Genomic DNA, 18640 nt, shown 5'->3' with positions numbered 1-18640 from the left:
AAGAAGGTGAGAACCCCTGTGCCATGCACGGGGGATTTTTCATGTGTCCAGATAATGAAGGGGCTCAAAGTCCGTATTTTTCGTTCTGCCACAGCCGTTTTCAAATGCCTGCATCGGCTGTCCATGGCTCTGAAAGGAAATGCGTCTGGTGCTGTCTCGACATTCCTGTAAGTTGGTGATGGCTTCCGTCTGTTCTTTGCTGCGCATGAAATCAACTCCTTTTTCAACAGCATATCCTTTTTCTAAAAAAGTATGCTCCTGTTTCCATAGAAGAATATGGCAGTTTTTGCGAGGTATATTTTGCCTGCCCGCAGGGAAAATTCTTTCATAGAATTTCGAAAGAATTCGAGCGGGGGTGTAGGCAATGGGATATTATAAAAAAGTAGAGATTAGTGGCGTGAATACAGCGCAATTGCCAGTGTTGAGTGCATTGCAGGCAAAGGAACTGTTCCGTCGGTATCATGACGGTGACGAAAGCGCCAGAGAATTGCTCATAGAGGGGAATCTGCGTCTTGTTTTGAGTGTGATTAAGCGGTTTGAGAATCGCAATGAAGATATGGACGATTTGTTTCAGGTAGGCGTCGTGGGGCTTTTGAAAGCCATTGAAAATTTCAATCCGGATCTGGATGTGATGCCTTCCAGTTACCTTTGCCCTATGATCAGCGGGGAAGTGCGGCGGTATCTGCGGGATAATAATACCATTCGGGTTTCCCGTTCCCTGCGGGATACGGCATATCGTGCCTTGCAGGTGCGGGAACGGCTCACGGCAGAGAAATCCAAAGAACCTTCTGTGGATGAAATTGCCAAAGAAATGGGATTGCCCAAAGAAAGCGTGGTGCAGGCATTGGATGCCATACAGGACCCGGTTTCTCTTTTTGAACCAGTATACCATGACGGCGGAGATACGCTCTTTGTGATGGATCAGGTCAGTGACGACAAAAACGGTGATAAGCTTTGGCTGGAAAACCTTTCTTTGCAGGAAGCCATGCATCATTTATCAGAGAGGGAAAAGAAAATCGTTGCACTGCGGTTTTTTGAAGGGAAAACACAAACGGAAGTCAGTAGTGAAATTGGCATCAGTCAGGCCCAGGTTTCCCGTCTGGAAAAATCTGCTTTGAAGCGGATGCGGAAGTATGTGTGATTTATAGAAAAAGGTTTCCTTTTTGTGGATGTGGTTTCTATGGACAACCGTCCTTTTTTAGAGTAAAATATTTTTGAGTAAAACGAAAATATTTTTGAATCAAGGAGGAATTTGTTTATGAAACTGCGTGCAGAAGATACAGCAGCACTTTTTATCGATTTTCAGGAACGTCTGGTTCCTGCCATCCATGACAATGAAGCCATTGTGGAAAAAACAGTAATCCTGGCAAAAGGTTTGCAGGAATTTGGTGTGCCTGTGGCTGTGACTCAGCAGTACACAAAAGGTCTGGGCGATACTGTTCCTGCAGTAAAAGAAGCTTTTGCTGATTTTAATTATATGGAAAAAACATCTTTTTCCTGCTGTGAATGCGAAGAATTTGCTTCCTGGGCAAAAGCGCTGGGCAAGAAAAACATCATCGTTTGCGGCGTAGAAGCGCACATCTGCGTATTGCAGACTGTACTGGATCTGATGGAAGCAGGTCTGAACGTATTCGTTCCTGCAGACTGCATTGGTTCCAGAAAACTGTACGACAAAGAAATGGGCATCAAACGTCTGGAAAAAGAAGGCGCATACCTGACAACTTGTGAAGCAGTTCTCTTTGAACTGACAGGCGGCGCAAAATCCCCTCATTTCAAAGTGATTTCCAAACTGGTAAAATAAAAGGATTTTCAGGACACTCCTGCGGGGGTGTCCTTTCCAACAATGAGAAACAGAAAGAAGGCGGCTTATGGGTTTCTGGAAAAACTGGAAGGGCAAAGAACATTTTCGCACCATTACATACCATCGAAAACTGGTTCGGCAGAATTGTTTTCGTGTCGGTTTGTACCGGCAGGGACTGATGCATGACCTTTCCAAATATTCTCCGACAGAATTTCTAGTGGGTGCAAGATATTTTCAGGGAGACCGCAGCCCCAATAATGCGGAACGTGAAGCAAAGGGCTATTCCTCCTCTTGGCTCCATCACAAAGGACGGAATAAGCACCACTTTGAATATTGGATTGATTATACTTTGAAGCCGGGAGAAATTCTGGGCGGCATGAAAATGCCTGTACATTTCGTTGTAGAAATGTTTATGGACCGTATTGCGGCATGCAAGGTATATCAGAAAGAAAACTATACAGATGCCAGCCCTTGGCTGTATCATAAACAAAGCAGAAGGGTGCATACACTGATGCATCCAGATTCTTTGCGGCTGCTGGAACGTTTGCTGAAAATGCTGGCAGTGCGTGGGGAAGATGAAACATTTGCTTATGTAAGAAAAATCCTGCGCCACGATCGACAGCAAAGACTGCGGGAATTTCTGCATCGGAATGAAATCAGAAAGAAAAGATAAAAAGACTCCATATAAGCTGATTTTCCTTAAGAAAACATTGCATTTTCTTGTTTTTGATTTCTGAAAGGGAATTGCGATGGCTGTCTTTAGAAGAAAACATACCAAGTAAATTTTCCGTAAAATAAGAAAGCTGAAATCCTTTGTTATGATAAGGATCTCAGCTTTTTTGTTTTCTTATGAAGATGGCACTTATGGAGCCTTCTTTTTATCATTTAGTTATCTTTTATGTCTGAAAGTGTGGGAATGATGTTGTCTCAAACGTTCCTGACGTTTGGCTTTTTTCATGGCACGGCGGCGTTCCCGTCTCTGGTAGCCGATGTATCTGCAGCAGCAGAAAACAACAACTAAAATGCCAAATACAATACCAACACCAATGGCAATGCGTTTCAAGATTTTATTTCTGGCTGCCGCTGCCTGCGCCGCACGTTCTTCGTCAGTGGTTGCTTTTACTTCCTTTTGTGCAGTCAGATCGACAGTGGCAAGAGCTTCTCCATCCATGGAAAGTACAACGGTACCTAGTTTGTCGCCGACAGCAACGGGAACGGAAGCACTTTCTGGACAGTCAACAGCTTTTGTGATGTTTTCAATGGTTGCATTTTTGGGAATGGTCACATAAACGTCACTGGCAGGTGCCACTGTGATGGTATCCAGTGTAGTGGTTTTGTCTTTGTATGTTTCTGTGATTGCCACATTCTGTGTCAAATCTGCAGCAGAGAATGCTTTTACTGTCTGGTAATTGGCAAAGCCGTAATCAAACAGTGCTTTTGTATCTACATAATGCTGTGCGCCATTGCATTTCAGTACAACGGCAATGAGTTCTGTGTCTCCCTGTTTGGCATAGGTCACCAGTGTGTTCTGGGCTTCTACAGTGTAGCCTGTTTTGCCGCCTTCGGCATATTCGTAATAATACAGGGAACTTTCGTTAAGCATCTGATGCTGTCCGTGAAGGGGGCGTTCCTCCGGCTGTTTGTTGGTGGGAGGAATCACATAATAAGTGTTGGACATCATGCTGCGGTAGGTTTCATTTTTCAGTAGTTCCTGTGCGATCAGTGCCATATCATAAGCGGTGGTGTAATGGTTTTCGTCAAACAAACCGTTGGCATTGACAAAGTTTGTGTTTTCGCATCCCAATTCCTTGGCTCTGGCTGTCATATGCTCCGCAAATTTTTCCAGAGAACCATCTACATATTCTGCTGCAGCGTTGGCACACTCATTGGCAGAACGGAGCATGATACCATAAAGCACTTGCTCCAGTGTCAGGATTTCCCCTTCCTGAATGGCAATATGAGCGCTTCCAGGTTCGATGCTGAATACGGCATCGTGAGAAAAGGTGATCTCATCCTCCAGACTGCCATGTTCCAGTGCCAGCAGAATGGTCATCAGCTTTGTGATGCTGGCAGGATACTGTTTGGTGCGGCTGTTTTTCTCGTACAATATTTTACCGGTGGTGGCATCCATCAATATGGCAGATTCCGCTGTCAGCGACAGTTCATCGGAAGTGATATCTGTGGATGTTCCATCGGTATTTGTTGTGGATTCAGTCGTTTCTGTTTCGGTTCCTTCTGTTTCTGTTGCATATGCTGGAAACGCAGCGGTGAAAAGAAGTGTCGCTGCAAGGATCAGGCTGAAAATTTTGTGCTTCATAAAATTCTCCTACTTTGATAATTTTTGTTTTTGTGGTAAAATAAAAAAAGTATGGGAATGTGTTCTGCATACCATATCTTTAAAAGTATACCAGAAAACAACCAAAAATAAAAACAAATTTTTTCTTAAAATATTGCCAAGAGGGTATGTTTTATGAAACAAGAAAGATGGAAAGTGACACTGGCTGCGATTTTTCTGCTGGCATCGGGCTTCTGGTACAGTCATTTGTATTATGACGGAAAGGTGATACAAGAAACGGCACCGGCGGTGGAAACAGTGGAAATTGCAGTGGATGATGCGATTAACCTAAATACGGCAAGCAAAGAAGAATTGATGCTTTTGGATGGCATTGGTGAGAAAATGGCAGAAAGGATTTTGACATATCGTGAAGAAAACGGTCCTTTTACGAAGATCGAAGACATTCAAAATGTAAAAGGCATCGGGGAAAAGACTTATGCGAAGATTGCAGGAGAGCTTACCGTAGATTAGATTTAGAACAGGAGGAAAGGGCAAAATGGCGTATCATATTTTGGTAGTGGACGATGAAAAACTGATTGTCAAAGGAATCAAATTTTCATTGGAACAGGATGGAATGGAAGTAACAGCAGCTTACGATGGGGAAGAAGCGCTGCAATATATCAAAGAAGGAAATTTCGATCTGGTGGTGCTGGATGTCATGCTGCCCAAAATGGACGGTTTGCAGGTTTGCCAGCAGGTGCGTGAATTTTCTCAGATTCCCATCATCATGGTAACAGCAAAAGGGGAAGATATGGACAAGATTATGGGGCTGGAATACGGCGCTGATGACTATATCACAAAACCCTTTAATATTCTGGAGCTGAAAGCGAGAATCAAAGCAATTCTGCGCCGCAGCGTAAAGAAGGTGACAGCGGAACCACAGGCAAAAAACGTGCTGAAAGCGCGTGATTTGGAACTGGCTTATGACAGCCGCCGGGTATTCATCAATGGTAAAGAAGTGAATTTGACAGCCAAAGAATTTGACCTGTTGGAACTGCTCATGGAAAATCCCGGAAAGGTTTACAGCCGTGAAAAACTGCTGGATACCGTATGGGGATATGATTATCCCGGCGATGTGCGTACAGTGGATGTACATGTGCGTCGCCTGCGCGAAAAAATAGAAGCAAATCCAAGTGAACCCAAATATATCTTTACAAAATGGGGAGTTGGTTACTATTTTAACTAAGAAACGAGAGGCACCTTTTATCAGCCTGCGATGGGTGTTGTTGGTGACTTATGTTATCATCGGGGTCATTCCTCTGCTTCTGATGGCAAACACCATACTGCATTCCATTCAGGGATATTTTGTAGAAGAACGAAAAAAAGAACTTCTCAGCGAAGCCAATGTCATTGCTGGGCAGCTTGCTTCTTATGACTTTTTTACCAACGCGGAAAATCAGGAAAGTCTGGAAGAGATGGTGCTGAAGACCAGTCAGGATGAGGATTTTCGTGTGCTTGTGCTGGATGCTTCCGCCCGGGTGGTATATGATACCGGGTATGAAGAAGTAGGCAAAACCTATCTGGTACCAGAAGTTTTGGAAGCCCTTCAGGATAAGGATGTTGCCAGAGAACAGAGAAACGGCACTGTTTATGCGGCTGCATCAATTGTGGGCAGTGGCAGTCAGCATGATGGTGTTGTCTTTATTGCGGACTCTTTGCATGACGTGGATGCGACAGTAGGCGATATTGCAAGCAAAGCCTATATCATGATGATTACGCTTCTGGTTATTGTCATCATTGTGATGATTATCATGTCCAAAATGTTTACAGAGCCGCTGAAACGTATGATCAAAGTCATTCAGAAAATGGCAGAAGGTCATTTGGAACAGCGTCTGGAAATCAAAAATCAGACACATAACGAAATTGTGGATCTGGCGCTTGCATGTAACCATATGGCAGACCAGCTGGAAAAAGTGGATTCCAGTCGTCAGCAGTTTGTTTCCAATGTATCCCATGAATTGAAAACACCACTGAGTTCCATCAAGGTATTGAGTGAATCCATTCTCCTTCAGGAAGAAGTGCCTAAGGAAATGTATGTAGAATTTTTGCATGACATAAACTCCGAAATCGACCGTATGTCTGCCATCATCAATGATTTGCTGACATTGGTAAAACTGGATCAGAAAGAAATTCCGCTGAACTTTGCGGAAACAGATCTGAATAAGGTCATGGAGGACATCATCAAACGTATGACACCCCTTGCAGCGGCGAAACAAATCCAGATTCATTACAGCAAGGAAAAAGAGGTGCTGGCAGAAGCAGATGAGATGAAACTGACCCTTGCCATTTCCAATCTGGTGGATAATGCCATCAAATATACACCGGAAGGCGGCAATGTGACAGTGGTATTGGATGCAGACCATCAAAATGCATTTATTACCGTTACTGATACAGGGATTGGCATTCCTGAGGATGAAATCAATCGTATTTTTGAACGTTTTTATCGCGTGGATAAGACACGTGACCGAGAAACCGGAGGAACAGGTCTGGGGCTTTCCATTACTTACGCCACTGTGATGATGCATAACGGCAGCATCAAGGTCAACAGTAAGGAAGAGGAAGGTACTTCTATCCAGATGCGGATTCCTCTGCACCAAAATAGCTAATCAGAAACAGAGATACAGCAGACTTTACAGGGAAGGAAGTGATTGCGGCTGATGAAAAAGAAAAAATGGCTTTTGCATCTTGCACTTGTCGTGATTGTCTGCATAATCCTGCTTCCCTGTTTGTTTTTGCTGGGAAGCAAATTAGGCACCTCCGGTATGGCAGATGCAGAAGTGTATTATCTGGTATCAGCGAATAATTCCTTAAAGGAAGTGCGTACAAATGTACCCCAGGAAACAGAAACGTCCAACATGGCATTTCATTTGCTGGAACGTATGAAAGAAGACCCGAAAAAGGACGGAATGGTTACTGCTGTTCCGGCGGAAGTGGAGTTTTTGTCTGTACAACTGGAGGATAAAAAAGCAGTGGTAGATGTTTCTTCTTCTTATCTAGCATTGGACAATGCGCAGGAAGTTGTCTGCCGTTCTGCAATCGTCTGGACGTTGACTTCTTTGGATATGATTGATAATGTGGAACTGACAGTGGAAGGACGTTCTTTGCGGAACCAGCAGGGAAAAGAGATTGGTGTTATGAATCGGGAGAATGTCCGCATTGACGGAGATGTTCCGGCGGAAACAACGGAATATGCCATCTTGAAACTATATTTTACCAATGCAGATGGCACAGATTTTCAGATTGAGGACCGCGTGGTGGAAGTCAATGCCAACCAGGCAAGGGAAAAAACCATTTTGGAACAGCTCATCGCAGGTCCTTTGGAAAAAGGATATTATCCTACGGTTCCGGCTGATACAAAGATTCGGGATGTTACCACAACGAAAGATGGTATTTGTTATGTGAACTTGAGTCAGGATTTCCTGACGAAAACCGCAACGGCGAATATCAACGATGTTGTAACAGTTTATTCCATTGTAAATTCCCTTTGTGAGCTGGAAGAAGTGGATAAAGTTCAGTTCCTTATGGAAGGGGAAAAAATAGAAGATTATAAAGGTGTATTGGATTTTAGTACACCTTTTACGGCAGTAGAAAGTTTACAGACCATCCGTTTACAGAATAAGCAATGAAACGACCGGCACTTTGGATATTGATTTTCATGATATGTGGCATTTATTGCAGACTGGGTATATCTTTATTGGTATGCCTGGTCTGTATTTTTTTGTGCATTGTTTGTGGGTCATATATTGTGATAAAGATAAAAAGAAAAGGGTATTTGCTTCTTCTGCTGGCATTTCCTCTGGGATTTCTGCTGACAAGCTATCATGGGGCGGAAAATTTTGTATCAGCCTCGCCCGTTTCTGTGACAGGAGAAGGATATGTGGCAAAAGTGGAGAGAACTTCCGGCGGTTATCCGAAGCTGACAGTTCGTGCAGATTTGACAGAAACAGCAACGGGCGAGATTCACAAAGATCAAAAGGTTTATATGATTGATATGGATCGAGGGACATTTACAGAGGGGGAAGAAATCACGTTTTCCAGCAGTGCACAGCCCTTTGACCATGGAGATATTTTTAGTGGGTATAACGAATATCTGTATTTGAATGCAGAAGGATATGACTGCAAAATGTTCCCGGAATCTCTGGAAAAAACAGGGGAACATCATAATACAGCAGGCACCATTGCGGCGGCTTGGAACCATAGAGTAAAAAATGTTTTAGAAACCATACTGCCGCAAAAAGAAAGGGCATTGGCAGAAGCTATGATTACAGGAGATCGGGATGACATCGATGCTGGTATAGAGGAACTTTATACGCAGGCGGGTGTGACTCATATATTATGTATTTCTGGTTTGCATATGTCATTGCTTGCGTTCTACATATCTGTCATATTGCGGCGGATATTGCATCAATCCCAACGGAAAACAGCGGCAGTGACATTGTGTATCTGCATGGCTTTTCTGTTTCTCACAGGTTTTTCACCTTCCTCTGTAAGGGCGATGGTCATGATTTCTCTGGTTTGTTTGGGGCAGATAATATACCAACGTCATGAATGGCTCAATTCCATTGCATTGGCGGCGCTGGTGATTCTGCTGGTAAATCCCTTTTATTTGTGGAGCGCCGGTTTTCAATTATCTTTTCTGTCAGTTCTGGGCATTTATGTGGGTTCACAGGTGATACCCAAAGGTCATACATGGTATGGCAAGATTGGGGAAATGATGGGGATTTCCTTTTTCGCCGCACTCTTTGGCATGCCTGTAGCGGCGTATCACTTTTACTATATTTCCACAGTCAGCGTATTGGCTAACCTTGTGATACTGCCTTTGAGTGGGATATTGCTTGGCTGTACCATGTTGGCAGCATTGTGTGGTATGATTTTTCTGCCGGCGGGGGTTTTTATGGCTGGACCAGTTTATGTGATCTTTCAGATTTACGAAAAAGTATGCCAGCTGGTAACTATGATTCCCTATAGTTATGTGGCAGTTGGAAAGCCGCCTGTCATTGGGATTTTGTGTTTTTATGGCTTGGTTTGTTTGATTTGTTTTTATCGCCCGCAAATGCGTTTTCGCGTGGGAACAGCAGCGTGTACCGCTTTACTTTTGGTGATGCTGTTAGGAAACCGGCTCTTGTGGCATAGAAATACACTGGCATTTTTGGATGTGGGGCAGGGGGACTGCGCTGTTTTGACGACTTACGACCATCGTGCCATTGTTATTGATGGAGGCGGAAAGTATAATAAAGAATTAGGTGAAAATACAGGTGTGACCATATTAGAGCCTTATTTAGCATCAAAAGGTGTAACACAGATTGATGCTGTTTTCCTCAGCCATCTGGACAGTGACCATAGCATGGGTATTCTGGAATTGCTGAATGATATGCCGGTTGAGGGCGTTTATGTTTCTGCCATGGAAGCTGTGGATGTGCAGATGGAGGAGCAGTTGCAGGAAATCGTGGAAAAAAAACAGATTTCGTTATATACTATGAAGCATGGGGATATGATCCGCAGTGAAGCTTTTGGAGAAATGAAATGTCTGTTTCCTATTTATGTGGATCAGACAGCGGAATCTGAAAACGAACGTTCTCTGGTTCTGCGTTATGTTTATGGCGATACATCTGTTTTATTTACGGGAGATTTGGAGGCAAAACAAGAATCATTGCTGGAACGGAATAATCTGATTGAGGAAACAGATATTTTGAAAGTCAGCCATCATGGTTCTAAAACGGCGTCCACAGAATCTTTTTTGCAGGCATTAACTCCTGAAACAGCAGTGATTTCCTGTGGTGCCAATAATCTGTACGGACATCCCCACAAGGAAGTGCTGGAACGTTTGTCTGCCTGTGGTGCAGAAATTCTCCGCACCGATGAAATGGGAAGCGTTGTTGTGAACATACCGCCTGAAGGTACGGCGGAAGTGACAACGGCGGCAGAAAGGAAACCGATTTATGAAAGAATTAAAGAAGCAATGGAAGGAACACCAATTCCATAAATGCTATTTGTTTTATGGTACGGAAACGTATCTCATGAAAAATTATGAAGAAGCGTTGGTGCAGGCACTTTTGCCGCCGGGAACAGAGAGTATGAACTCGGATATACTGGAAGGGAAAAAGGCAACCGCGGCTACCATTATGGACGCTGCGGAAACACTGCCTTTTCTCAATGACAAGCGTCTGGTTCTCATTCGAAATAGTGAGTTTTTCCATAGAAACGGCAGAAAAGAAGAGGGAGAACGGTTGGTTGAGTTTTTGAAGGATAGCCCGGAAAGCACCTGTATTCTTTTTGTAGAGGAAAAAGCGGAAAAGACAGGCAAACTCTATAAAACCATTGCCAAAGAAGGGCAGGTTGTGGAGTTTGCACCTCTGAAAGAAAAAGAAATCATCACCTGGCTGCGGAAAACATGTGCTTCCGGTGGTGTGCAGCTTTCGGAAGCCATGGCAGTATTGTTGCTGCGGACAACTGATAACAGCATGGAAAACCTCCAGCGGGAAATGGATAAACTCATTGCCTATAAAGATAGCACAGGAGAAATCACCCAGGAAGATATTTCCGCTGTATGTTCTGTTTCCTTGGAAGCAAAAGTCTTTGAGCTGGTGCGGGCAATGGGGGAGAAAAAGACAGAAAAAGCCATTTCCATTTATTCTAATCTGCTATCTTTGAAAGAATCGCCTTATATGGTGCTGTCATTGCTGACCAGACAGTTCCGCATGATTTTGGGCAGTGCATTGCTTTCGGCAGAAGGGGCTGCGCAGGCAGAGATTGCAAGCAGACTGGAAGTGCGGGATTTTGCGGTACGGGATTATCTCCGCCAGAGCAAAAGTTTTTCCATAAAGGAACTGGAGCAGGCATTGGCAGATTGTTTGGAAACAGATCTGGATATCAAAAGCGGCCGTATAGCAGAAGACTTGGCGGTGGAATTGCTGCTTGTGAAATACAGCAGCCCATCTTTTTCCTAAAATGTATTTGAAATAAAAAAAGGCATGAAAGCAACTTCCCCTTAAGAAAACATTGATTTTCCTTTTCCTTGATTTCTTAAGGGGAATTGCGACGGCTGTCTTCATAAGAAAACATAACGACGAGAATCTTCATAAAATAAGAAAGCCAAAATCCTTTGTCATGATAAGGATTTTGGCTTTCTTTGTTTTCTTATGAAGATGCCCCTAAACCTCTTGTATTTGAGATTTTATGCCTTTTTGTTTAATACATACGGATATAAGCGTCACGTTCTGCGCCTACGGAAACGTACCGGATGGAGCATCCAGCCATTTCTTCCAGCAGCTGAATGTAGTCCAGTGCTTCTTTGGGCAGTTCTTCTTTTGTTCTACATTTGCTGATGTCACAATGCCAGCCTTTTACCTTGCGGATCACAGGTTTTGCTTCTGGCAGAATTGCAGCATAAGGGAATTCGTCAATGATTTTGCCATTGAGTTCGTACTGCGCGCAGATGGGGATTTCTTCCAGATAAGAAAGAACATCCAGTTTTGTCAGAGCAATTTCTGTGCAGCCCTGTACGCGGATGCCGTAGCGAGATGCCACTGCGTCAAAGGGACCTACACGACGAGGACGACCTGTTGCTGCGCCGTATTCACCGCCAGCTTCACGGAGTTCTTCTGCTTCTTTGCCGAAGGATTCACAGGTGAAGGGACCTTCGCCTACACAGCTGGAGTATGCTTTCATGATACCTACTACCTGATCCAGTTTATGATTGGGTACGCCTGCGCCAATGGGAGCGTAAGCTGCAATGGTAGAGGAGGAAGAGGTGAAAGGATAGATGCCGAAGTCGATGTCACGCAGTGCGCCCAGCTGTGCTTCGAACATGATCTTTTTGCCTTCCTTTGCAGCCTGATCCAGATACAGGCTTGTGTCGATGATATAATCTGCAAATTCAGCAGCGTAAGTATCCAGCCATTTTGTCATTTCAGCCAGTTCTACAGGGGCTGCATGATAAACGTTTTCGATGATCAGATTTTTGTACTCCAGAACATGTTTCAGTGTATCGTGATAGATGGCAGGGTATTTCAGATCACCCATACGCAGACATTTTTTCATGTATTTGTCGCCATAAACGGGAGAAATGCCGCGGCGAGTGGAGCCGTATTTTGCATCACCCAGACGATCTTCTTCCAGACAGTCCAGCATAACGTGGTAAGGCATGCAAATGACTGCTTTATCACTGATTTTCAGGTTTTCCGGTGTAATGGATACACCAGCTTCCCGCAGACGGGAAATTTCTTTGTGCAAGTGTTCCAGGTCAATCACCATGCCGTTACCCATGACATTGACTACATCACTGCGCAGAATGCCGGAAGGCAGCAAATTCAACACAAATTTGCCGCGATCATTGATAACAGTATGTCCTGCATTGTTGCCGCCCTGATAACGGCAAACAATATCATATTCCTGAGAAAGCAAGTCTACCATACGACCTTTGCCTTCGTCACCCCAGTTAATACCAACAATAGAAGTAAGCATAAAATACCTCCTGATATATATAAGTGTAGTTGATTTTCCTATAAATTACTATAAGATTATAGTATGATAAATGCTTTGCGTCAAATGCGCACTTATTCGTTATTATACGTAATATTGTGATAAAAATTCGCTTTCTGTAAAAAAGAAATGTTGAAAACAGGTAAAATGTGGCGTATCGTTCGTAAAACAGTGTAATTTTATGCATTTCCTAAGAAAGTCTTTTAGAAAAATGAGTTATAGAAATATTTGATACCTTTTATAAAAATATAAAATAAATAAAAACAAATTTGAAAAGAATGGTATATTTGTCCTTCCCATGCGGAAAATTGCAGCGCAAAATAAAAACCAGAAAGATTCATATCCTTCTGGTTTTCTGGCATAAAATTTAAGATTTTTTCTTGCTTTCGGTTTTGCTCTCTTTGTGTTTCTTAGGCGCGGGAGCCATGTCATAAGCGTGGTTGCGACCTAAGGTATAAGCAGCTTTGATGAGTTTCTTTTCGCTTTCTGTCAACTCCCGGTTCAGCTGTGTCATAAAATGCTGGAACAGGGCTTTTTTATCTGTCCGCAAACGTTTCGGTTTTTTCGCAAGCATAGTCAGTGGCTGGAAGATATCCGGTGTAATGGTTTCCGGATGAACAATGCGGAAAATTTTTGCTGTGTAAACCGCGTCGTTCAGAGCATTATGGAAAGCCTCCTGTATTTCGATGCCCAGTTCTGTTACGGCGTTTTTCAGACCAATGGCTTTGCCCGCTTCCTGATGCAGATAAGTGGAAGCAAAAGGCTGGATATTCAGATATTGATCAGTTAGCGCATCCTCATCCAGATTATAGTAAAGGATATTGCGGAACAAAGACTTGATGTCGTCAGGACCCCATGTGCAGAGGATGGCATCTTCTTTGCCGATAAAGCGCAGAAATGCTTCGTATGCTTCCGGGAAAGAGGGCTGTCCTTTTAAGTCGTCTTCCCGTATCCCGGTGATTTTTTCCACAAAGGGATGCAGACGGGGATAGATCTGGGGACGAATCATGTAGTTAAATTCTTCCAATATATCAAAATTTTCATTGAGCTTTACAGCGCCGATCTGAATGATTTCAAAAGGGCATTCTGCCACAGGCTCTGTTTTTTTTCCTGTTTTGAATGGAAAGGACTGGTTAAATTCCAAGTCTAATACAATGTAATGCATCTCCAAGCCTCCTGTTTGTTGTACTCAATTAGTATACCATGAAATGCCTTTGCGACAAAGAGAAATTTTCTTGTATATCTATTTTGTCAATGGTAAAATCATCATAAAGGAGGTTATTGCTATGCGTTTGACATTTACGGAACAGGAAATCCAGCAGGAACTGAATAAAATCTATCTGGAAGAAGACGATCTTCTCATGGAAGGGGAATGGCTGGAAGGTGAAGGACGCCATTACATCATTTCTGGTGTCGCAACCATTGAAGGCGAACGTTATCATGAATTTGAAATAGAATTTGAATTGTTGGAAGACCCTCAGGAACAGACAGCCGTAGGCATTTTGTCTGTGGACTGGGATTGGTATGATTTTTTATGCTAAAAGGAGGAATGGAAACATGAACACATTTCGTTATTTTATGCCCGTAGATACATACTTTGGACGGGACTGTATTGCAGAACATAAGGATGTTATGAAAAAACTGGGACAGAAAGCCCTGATTGTGACTGGCAGAACTTCCGCAAAGAAAAATGGTTCCCAGCAAGATGTGACAGACGCCCTGGAAGCATTGGGTATGCAGTGGGTATTGTTTGATGAAATCGGCGAAAATCCTGATGTGGAAACGGTTGTACGTGCGGCTGAGCTGGCAAAAAAAGAAGCGGTTGATTTTGTCATCGGTATTGGTGGTGGCTCTCCTATGGATGCTTCCAAAGCCATTGCGGTACTGACTGCAAATCCGGAAGCGGATGCAGAAATCCTCTTTACAGATCCTTCTGCAAAAGCGCTGCCTGTTGTGGAAATCCCTACAACAGCAGGTACAGGCTCTGAAGTGACACAGTATGCCATTTTGACACTCCATGAAAAACGGACGAAAAACGGAATTTGTCAGCCTATTTTTGCTACTGTATCTTTCTTAGATCCTAAATATATGGATACCCTTTCTGCAAAAGTAACCAATAATACAGCAGTGGATGCTATGAGCCATCTGGTAGAAAGCTATTTGAGCGCCAATGCCAATACAATCAGTGAAAAAATCGTTGCCATGGGTCTGTCCTATTGGAAAGAATGTATTCCTGCGCTGAAAGCAAGAGAATACACTCCGGAAGTACGTGAAAAACTGATGCTGGCATCCACCATCGGCGGTGTTGCCATTGCCCAGACAAGCACTTCCATTCCTCATGCATTGGGCTATTTCCTGACATACGAAAAACAGATTCCTCACGGTCGTGCAAACGGTATGGTAATGCAGGCGTATATGGAACTCTTTGGAAAAGATCATCAGAAAGTGAAAGAAGTTCTTGGCTATCTGGGTCTGGAAACCACAGAAGATATGGGTCAGCTCATGAAAGATGTACTGGATATTTCCGAAACATTTACAGCAGAAGATATTGCTTATTACGCAAAACGCTCCATGGAAAATCCCAAAAAACTGGCTACATTCCCCGAATATGGTCTGGAAGAGAAGGACATTCTGGAAGTTTACAGAAAAAGTCTGCTGTGATATAATCAAGATAGAGAAAAACAGATGCCGGAACTGATGAGAGTTTCCGGCTCTTGTTTTCTGGAGTTTCGTATGAAAATTGGTAAAACGATGTTGGAATGAGATGAGAACAGCTGGGAGATGACAGGCTTGACACCTTTGATGAAAATACAACCTTTTATTCAGGCATATGTACAGGCCATTGCTTCTATTCTGGAAGCGGATGTTACCATTGTTGACCATGAACTCATTCGTGTGGCAGGCACAGGGGATTATCTCAATGAAATCGGCAATGCTGTTTCCCATGCCAATTTTTTTGAGAAGATTCTTAAGACAGGGAAAGGCGGTATCATTCGGGATGTGAATGATGACTCTAACTGTGTAGGCTGTGAGAAACGGGCATATTGCAAGGAGCTTGCCAATCTGGCTTATCCCATCTTTCAGAATCAGACAGTGGTAGGCATTATTTCCATCATTGCTTTCCGGGAACAGCAGCGGAAAAATGTTCTGGAAAATATGGGAAAATTAGAAGAATTCCTCAAGTATATGAGTATGCTGCTGGAAAGCAAGCTTTATACAGATGAAGCCAAAAGCAAACTGGAAGAACAGTTAAAGGCGGTACATACAGCAGAAAGCGCATGGTCTTTCGTAGGGGATAGTCCGAAAATGCAGGAGGCACTGCGTATTGGCAGAAAGGTAGCAAAGTCCGATTCTACGGTATTTCTCCGTGGGGAAAGCGGTACAGGGAAAGAAATCATGGCAAAAATGATTCATGACCTCAGCGACCGCCGGGAAAAACTGATGATTTCCATAAACTGTGCTGCCATTCCAGAAAATCTGGTGGAAAGCGAACTCTTTGGTTATGAAGAAGGGGCATTCACTGGAGCGCGGAAGCATGGCTCTGTGGGGAAATTTGAACTGGCAGATAAAAGTACTATTTTTCTGGATGAAATCGGGGATATGCCTTTGCCGGTTCAGACAAAACTGCTCCGCGTCCTGCAGGAAAAGCAGGTGGAACGAATCGGCGGACGGAAACCCATTCCGGTGGATATCCGCGTTATCTGTGCTACGCATAAGAATATCGAAAAGATGGTAGCAGAAGGTACCTTTCGAGAAGACTTGTATTACCGTTTGAATATCATTCCCATTGAATTGCCGCCTTTACGGATGCGACGGGAAGACCTGCCAGCGTTGATTACCCATTACATTGGGTATTATAATCAGAAGCTGAATAAACATCTGGAAGGAATGGAACCAGAAGCACTGGATGCCATGATTGCTTATGATTGGCCGGGGAACGTCAGAGAATTGAAAAACATTGTGGAGTATCTGGCAAATATTGTGGAAGGTACCCATGTGACTCTTTCGGATTTGCCGGATCATATTGCGCTCCACGGAAGCAGAGGTGCTGCCCCGCGTTCTTTGGATGAAATGATGTCCGATTATGAAAAACGAATTTTGATGCGTATGGTCAAGCCCGGCGCTTCTCTGGAAGAAAAAAATCACCTCGCAGATACGTTGCAGGTGAGCCGTGCCACATTGTATCGCAAGCTGAAAAAATATGACCTTATCTAGTTCTCATTATTGAGAAACTGTTTTCAAAAATGAGAAATACATATAAGTGAAGAAAAAAGCCCGATTTTTGGTATGCCGTATACCAAAGGGGCTTTTTTAATTGCAAAAAACAGAAAAAATGTATGAAAAAAAGGACATTATTTATTTGTATCTGAAAAATAAAGTAAGAGAAACAATCTGGATTTCTCAAAAATGAGAATCAGTGTGTCAAAAAATGCGGAAAATAGGGATTTTTTGTTTGGCACGCTTTTTGCTCTATAATGGGGCAAGTAAAAACGAACGAGACTTTCTTCAAGGAGGATATACAAATGGATATGAAAAAGGCATTGGAAGCAATCAAAAGTGAAATGAAACCCAGCATGGGCTGTACAGAACCTGTAGCAATTGGTCTGGCAGTTTCCAGAGCATGTGCACTGCTGGAAAAACCTGCAACACATCTGGATATGGTTATCAGTTCCAACATCTTTAAAAACGCTTACAGCGTACAGATTCCTAACGCTGGCACAAATGGTATTGAACTGTCCTGCGTACTGGGCTGTCTGCTGGCTGATCCCGAAAACACCATGGAAATTTTCGCAAAAGTAAAACCCGAACATGTGGAAAAAGGTCAGAAACTGGTAGAAGAAGGTTTTGTAACTGTAAAAGTTCTGAAGAGCAGCCAGTTCTATATTGAATGTGTCGCAACAAACGAAACAGAACGTGCACATACCATCACGGAAGACGCGCATGATAATTTGGTATATTCTGAAAAAGATGGCAAAGTTCTGCTGGATAACCGCAAAGAAGATGTTGCTGAAGAAGAAACACATGAAGATTTTGATATCACACAGTACACATTTGCAGATTTCCTGAAAATGGCAGAAGAAGTAGATGTGAAAGATCTGGCATTCATCCAGGAAGGTATCGACATGAACCTGGAAATTGCAAAAAGAGGTCTGGAAAAGAAATATGCCATCGGTATTGGTCCCTGCATGCAGAAAATGGTTCTCAATGGCACACTGTCCAATGATATGGTTACAGATGTAAAATTGACTACAGCAGCAGCTTGTGACTTCCGTATGAGCGGTGGTGACGGTTCCGTTATGACATATCTGGGCAGTGGGAATCAGGGTCTGGAAACCATGCTTCCTGCAGCGGTTGCAGCAAAACATCTGCATGCTTCTTCCGAAAAATTGTTACGTGCAGAATTGCTGGGTATGCTGATCATTATGTATATGAAAAAACACGTTGGCAGACTTTCTCCTATCTGTGGCGCAACACTGGCTGGCTCCGGTTCCGCAGCAGCTATCACATATATGATGGGTGGCAATCTGGAACAGATTTCCGGTGCTGTACAGAATATGATGGGCGGCGTAGCAGGTATGTTCTGTGACGGTGCAAAGGGCGGTTGTGCGTTAAAACTGTCAATCTGCGCAGGCGAAGCTGTTTATGCAGCACTGTATGCCATGGATAACTCCATTGTACAGGCAACAGATGGTATCATCAGCACTGCAGTTGAAGATACAACCAAAAACCTGATGAAACTTTCTCACGAAGGTTTGGCTGATGTAGACATGAAAGTAATCGAAATTATGCAGAATAAAAAATAAAAAATTGCACTTGATGTCATACATCATAGCAAAAAGTGGAATTTAGCGAATAAATCGCACAAAAAATTGCACAAAAGAAAATGGTCATTTTCTGTAAAAAGATTGGATACTGGATACTGGTATCCAATTTTTTTGTGCGAAAAAGACTTTCTCCTTTGAAAAGTGACAGACGGAAAATGGTTTTTGATGGCATTGTATTGCAATTTGTATGCAGCCAAT

17 protein-coding genes are annotated in these 18640 nt (G+C 43.2%); 13 read left to right on the top strand and 4 right to left on the bottom strand.

Annotated elements, in window-relative coordinates; all coding sequences use genetic code 11:
* Positions 1–39 precede the first annotated feature (39 nt).
* Entirely contained in the window at positions 40–207 is a 168-nt protein-coding gene (locus INF29_RS06485) for a hypothetical protein (RefSeq protein ID WP_022254464.1), read from the bottom strand.
* Between the two features lie 157 nt (positions 208–364).
* Between INF29_RS06485 and sigG the strand changes: the two genes are divergently transcribed.
* The 3 genes from sigG (at position 365) to INF29_RS06470 (ending at position 2474) form a co-directional block, all read left to right on the top strand.
* Positions 365–1141 carry an RNA polymerase sporulation sigma factor SigG gene (gene sigG / locus INF29_RS06480; protein WP_022254463.1) on the top strand — a complete coding sequence of 259 codons (777 nt, stop codon included), beginning with the start codon at positions 365–367 and terminating at the stop codon, positions 1139–1141.
* 117 nt (positions 1142–1258) lie between these two features.
* Entirely contained in the window at positions 1259–1801 is a 543-nt protein-coding gene (locus INF29_RS06475) for a hydrolase (protein ID WP_072852966.1), read from the top strand.
* A 67-nt stretch (positions 1802–1868) separates the two neighbouring features.
* Positions 1869–2474, top strand: coding sequence for a DUF5662 family protein (locus INF29_RS06470; RefSeq protein WP_072852964.1), 606 nt, complete (start codon positions 1869–1871; stop codon positions 2472–2474).
* 216 nt (positions 2475–2690) lie between these two features.
* On the opposite strand, the gene INF29_RS06465 is transcribed toward INF29_RS06470, so the two are convergent.
* A complete protein-coding gene (locus INF29_RS06465; protein WP_193485370.1) occupies positions 2691–4118 on the bottom strand; it encodes a D-alanyl-D-alanine carboxypeptidase family protein in 1428 nt (475 codons plus the stop codon).
* Between the two features lie 153 nt (positions 4119–4271).
* On the opposite strand from INF29_RS06465, the gene INF29_RS06460 reads away from it, so the two are divergent.
* The 6 genes from INF29_RS06460 to holA all read left to right on the top strand — a co-directional run bounded on the left by INF29_RS06460 (position 4272) and on the right by holA (position 11083).
* Positions 4272–4607, top strand: a complete 336-nt coding sequence (locus tag INF29_RS06460) for a ComEA family DNA-binding protein (RefSeq protein ID WP_072849441.1) — start codon at positions 4272–4274, stop codon at positions 4605–4607.
* A 25-nt stretch (positions 4608–4632) separates the two neighbouring features.
* Positions 4633–5322 (top strand): response regulator transcription factor, encoded by a 690-nt coding sequence (locus tag INF29_RS06455; RefSeq protein ID WP_072849439.1) that lies wholly within the window; start codon positions 4633–4635, stop codon positions 5320–5322.
* Positions 5270–6742, top strand: coding sequence for a sensor histidine kinase (locus INF29_RS15050; RefSeq protein ID WP_193485366.1), 1473 nt, complete (start codon positions 5270–5272; stop codon positions 6740–6742). Before INF29_RS06455 ends, INF29_RS15050 begins: the two co-directional genes overlap by 53 nt.
* A 51-nt stretch (positions 6743–6793) precedes the next feature.
* A complete protein-coding gene (locus INF29_RS06445; RefSeq protein ID WP_087989684.1) occupies positions 6794–7762 on the top strand; it encodes a GerMN domain-containing protein in 969 nt (322 codons plus the stop codon).
* A 119-nt stretch (positions 7763–7881) separates the two neighbouring features.
* Complete coding sequence (locus tag INF29_RS06440) at positions 7882–10119, top strand: DNA internalization-related competence protein ComEC/Rec2 (protein WP_193485363.1); 2238 nt, start codon at positions 7882–7884, stop codon at positions 10117–10119.
* Entirely contained in the window at positions 10076–11083 is a 1008-nt protein-coding gene (gene holA / locus INF29_RS06435) for a DNA polymerase III subunit delta (RefSeq protein ID WP_191344325.1), read from the top strand. The genes INF29_RS06440 and holA overlap by 44 nt, the downstream gene beginning before the upstream one ends.
* Positions 11084–11324: 241 nt before the next feature.
* Here holA and INF29_RS06430 read toward each other — a convergent pair whose 3' ends face one another.
* Together INF29_RS06430 and INF29_RS06425 are read right to left on the bottom strand one after the other, a co-directional pair.
* Positions 11325–12599: an adenylosuccinate synthase gene (locus tag INF29_RS06430; protein WP_193485361.1), complete on the bottom strand. Its 1275-nt coding sequence runs from the start codon at positions 12597–12599 to the stop codon at positions 11325–11327.
* Positions 12600–12984: 385 nt separating this feature from the next.
* Positions 12985–13782, bottom strand: coding sequence for a 3'-5' exonuclease (locus tag INF29_RS06425; protein WP_193485358.1), 798 nt, complete (start codon positions 13780–13782; stop codon positions 12985–12987).
* A 121-nt stretch (positions 13783–13903) separates the two neighbouring features.
* On the opposite strand from INF29_RS06425, the gene INF29_RS06420 reads away from it, so the two are divergent.
* The 4 genes from INF29_RS06420 (at position 13904) to INF29_RS06405 (ending at position 18421) form a co-directional block, all read left to right on the top strand.
* Positions 13904–14158 (top strand): hypothetical protein, encoded by a 255-nt coding sequence (locus INF29_RS06420; protein WP_022254616.1) that lies wholly within the window; start codon positions 13904–13906, stop codon positions 14156–14158.
* Between the two features lie 16 nt (positions 14159–14174).
* Positions 14175–15278 carry an iron-containing alcohol dehydrogenase family protein gene (locus INF29_RS06415; RefSeq protein ID WP_193485356.1) on the top strand — a complete coding sequence of 368 codons (1104 nt, stop codon included), beginning with the start codon at positions 14175–14177 and terminating at the stop codon, positions 15276–15278.
* 129 nt (positions 15279–15407) lie between these two features.
* The gene (locus tag INF29_RS06410) at positions 15408–16832 is read left to right on the top strand and encodes a sigma-54 interaction domain-containing protein (RefSeq protein WP_162609867.1); all 1425 of its coding nucleotides are present in this window, start codon (positions 15408–15410) and stop codon (positions 16830–16832) included.
* A gap of 308 nt (positions 16833–17140) precedes the next feature.
* Positions 17141–18421, top strand: coding sequence for an L-cysteine desulfidase family protein (locus INF29_RS06405; protein WP_193485351.1), 1281 nt, complete (start codon positions 17141–17143; stop codon positions 18419–18421).
* The last annotated feature ends 219 nt before the right edge of the window (positions 18422–18640 follow it).

Origin of the sequence: Anaerotignum lactatifermentans, assembly GCF_014982935.1 — a bacterium.
In the GTDB taxonomy this organism is placed as follows: Bacteria; Bacillota; Clostridia; order Lachnospirales; family Anaerotignaceae; genus Anaerotignum; species Anaerotignum lactatifermentans.
Note: the sequence above shows the minus strand (reverse complement) of the source record. Positions and strands in the feature narration are given on the sequence as shown.

Bases quoted from the DNA above. Each gene is read 5' to 3' on its own strand.
- INF29_RS06420 (WP_022254616.1), top strand. From the start codon at position 13,904: ATGCGTTTGACATTTACGGAACAGGAAATCCAGCAGGAACTGAATAAA.
- INF29_RS06475 (WP_072852966.1), top strand. From the start codon at position 1,259: ATGAAACTGCGTGCAGAAGATACAGCAGCACTTTTTATCGATTTTCAG.
- INF29_RS06485 (WP_022254464.1), bottom strand. From the start codon at position 207: ATGCGCAGCAAAGAACAGACGGAAGCCATCACCAACTTACAGGAATGT.
- INF29_RS06425 (WP_193485358.1), bottom strand. From the start codon at position 13,782: ATGCATTACATTGTATTAGACTTGGAATTTAACCAGTCCTTTCCATTC.
- INF29_RS06460 (WP_072849441.1), top strand. From the start codon at position 4,272: ATGAAACAAGAAAGATGGAAAGTGACACTGGCTGCGATTTTTCTGCTG.
- INF29_RS06470 (WP_072852964.1), top strand. From the start codon at position 1,869: ATGGGTTTCTGGAAAAACTGGAAGGGCAAAGAACATTTTCGCACCATT.
- INF29_RS06430 (WP_193485361.1), bottom strand. From the start codon at position 12,599: ATGCTTACTTCTATTGTTGGTATTAACTGGGGTGACGAAGGCAAAGGT.
- INF29_RS06465 (WP_193485370.1), bottom strand. From the start codon at position 4,118: ATGAAGCACAAAATTTTCAGCCTGATCCTTGCAGCGACACTTCTTTTC.
- INF29_RS06415 (WP_193485356.1), top strand. From the start codon at position 14,175: ATGAACACATTTCGTTATTTTATGCCCGTAGATACATACTTTGGACGG.
- INF29_RS06405 (WP_193485351.1), top strand. From the start codon at position 17,141: ATGGATATGAAAAAGGCATTGGAAGCAATCAAAAGTGAAATGAAACCC.
- INF29_RS06445 (WP_087989684.1), top strand. From the start codon at position 6,794: ATGAAAAAGAAAAAATGGCTTTTGCATCTTGCACTTGTCGTGATTGTC.
- INF29_RS06455 (WP_072849439.1), top strand. From the start codon at position 4,633: ATGGCGTATCATATTTTGGTAGTGGACGATGAAAAACTGATTGTCAAA.
- sigG (WP_022254463.1), top strand. From the start codon at position 365: ATGGGATATTATAAAAAAGTAGAGATTAGTGGCGTGAATACAGCGCAA.
- holA (WP_191344325.1), top strand. From the start codon at position 10,076: ATGAAAGAATTAAAGAAGCAATGGAAGGAACACCAATTCCATAAATGC.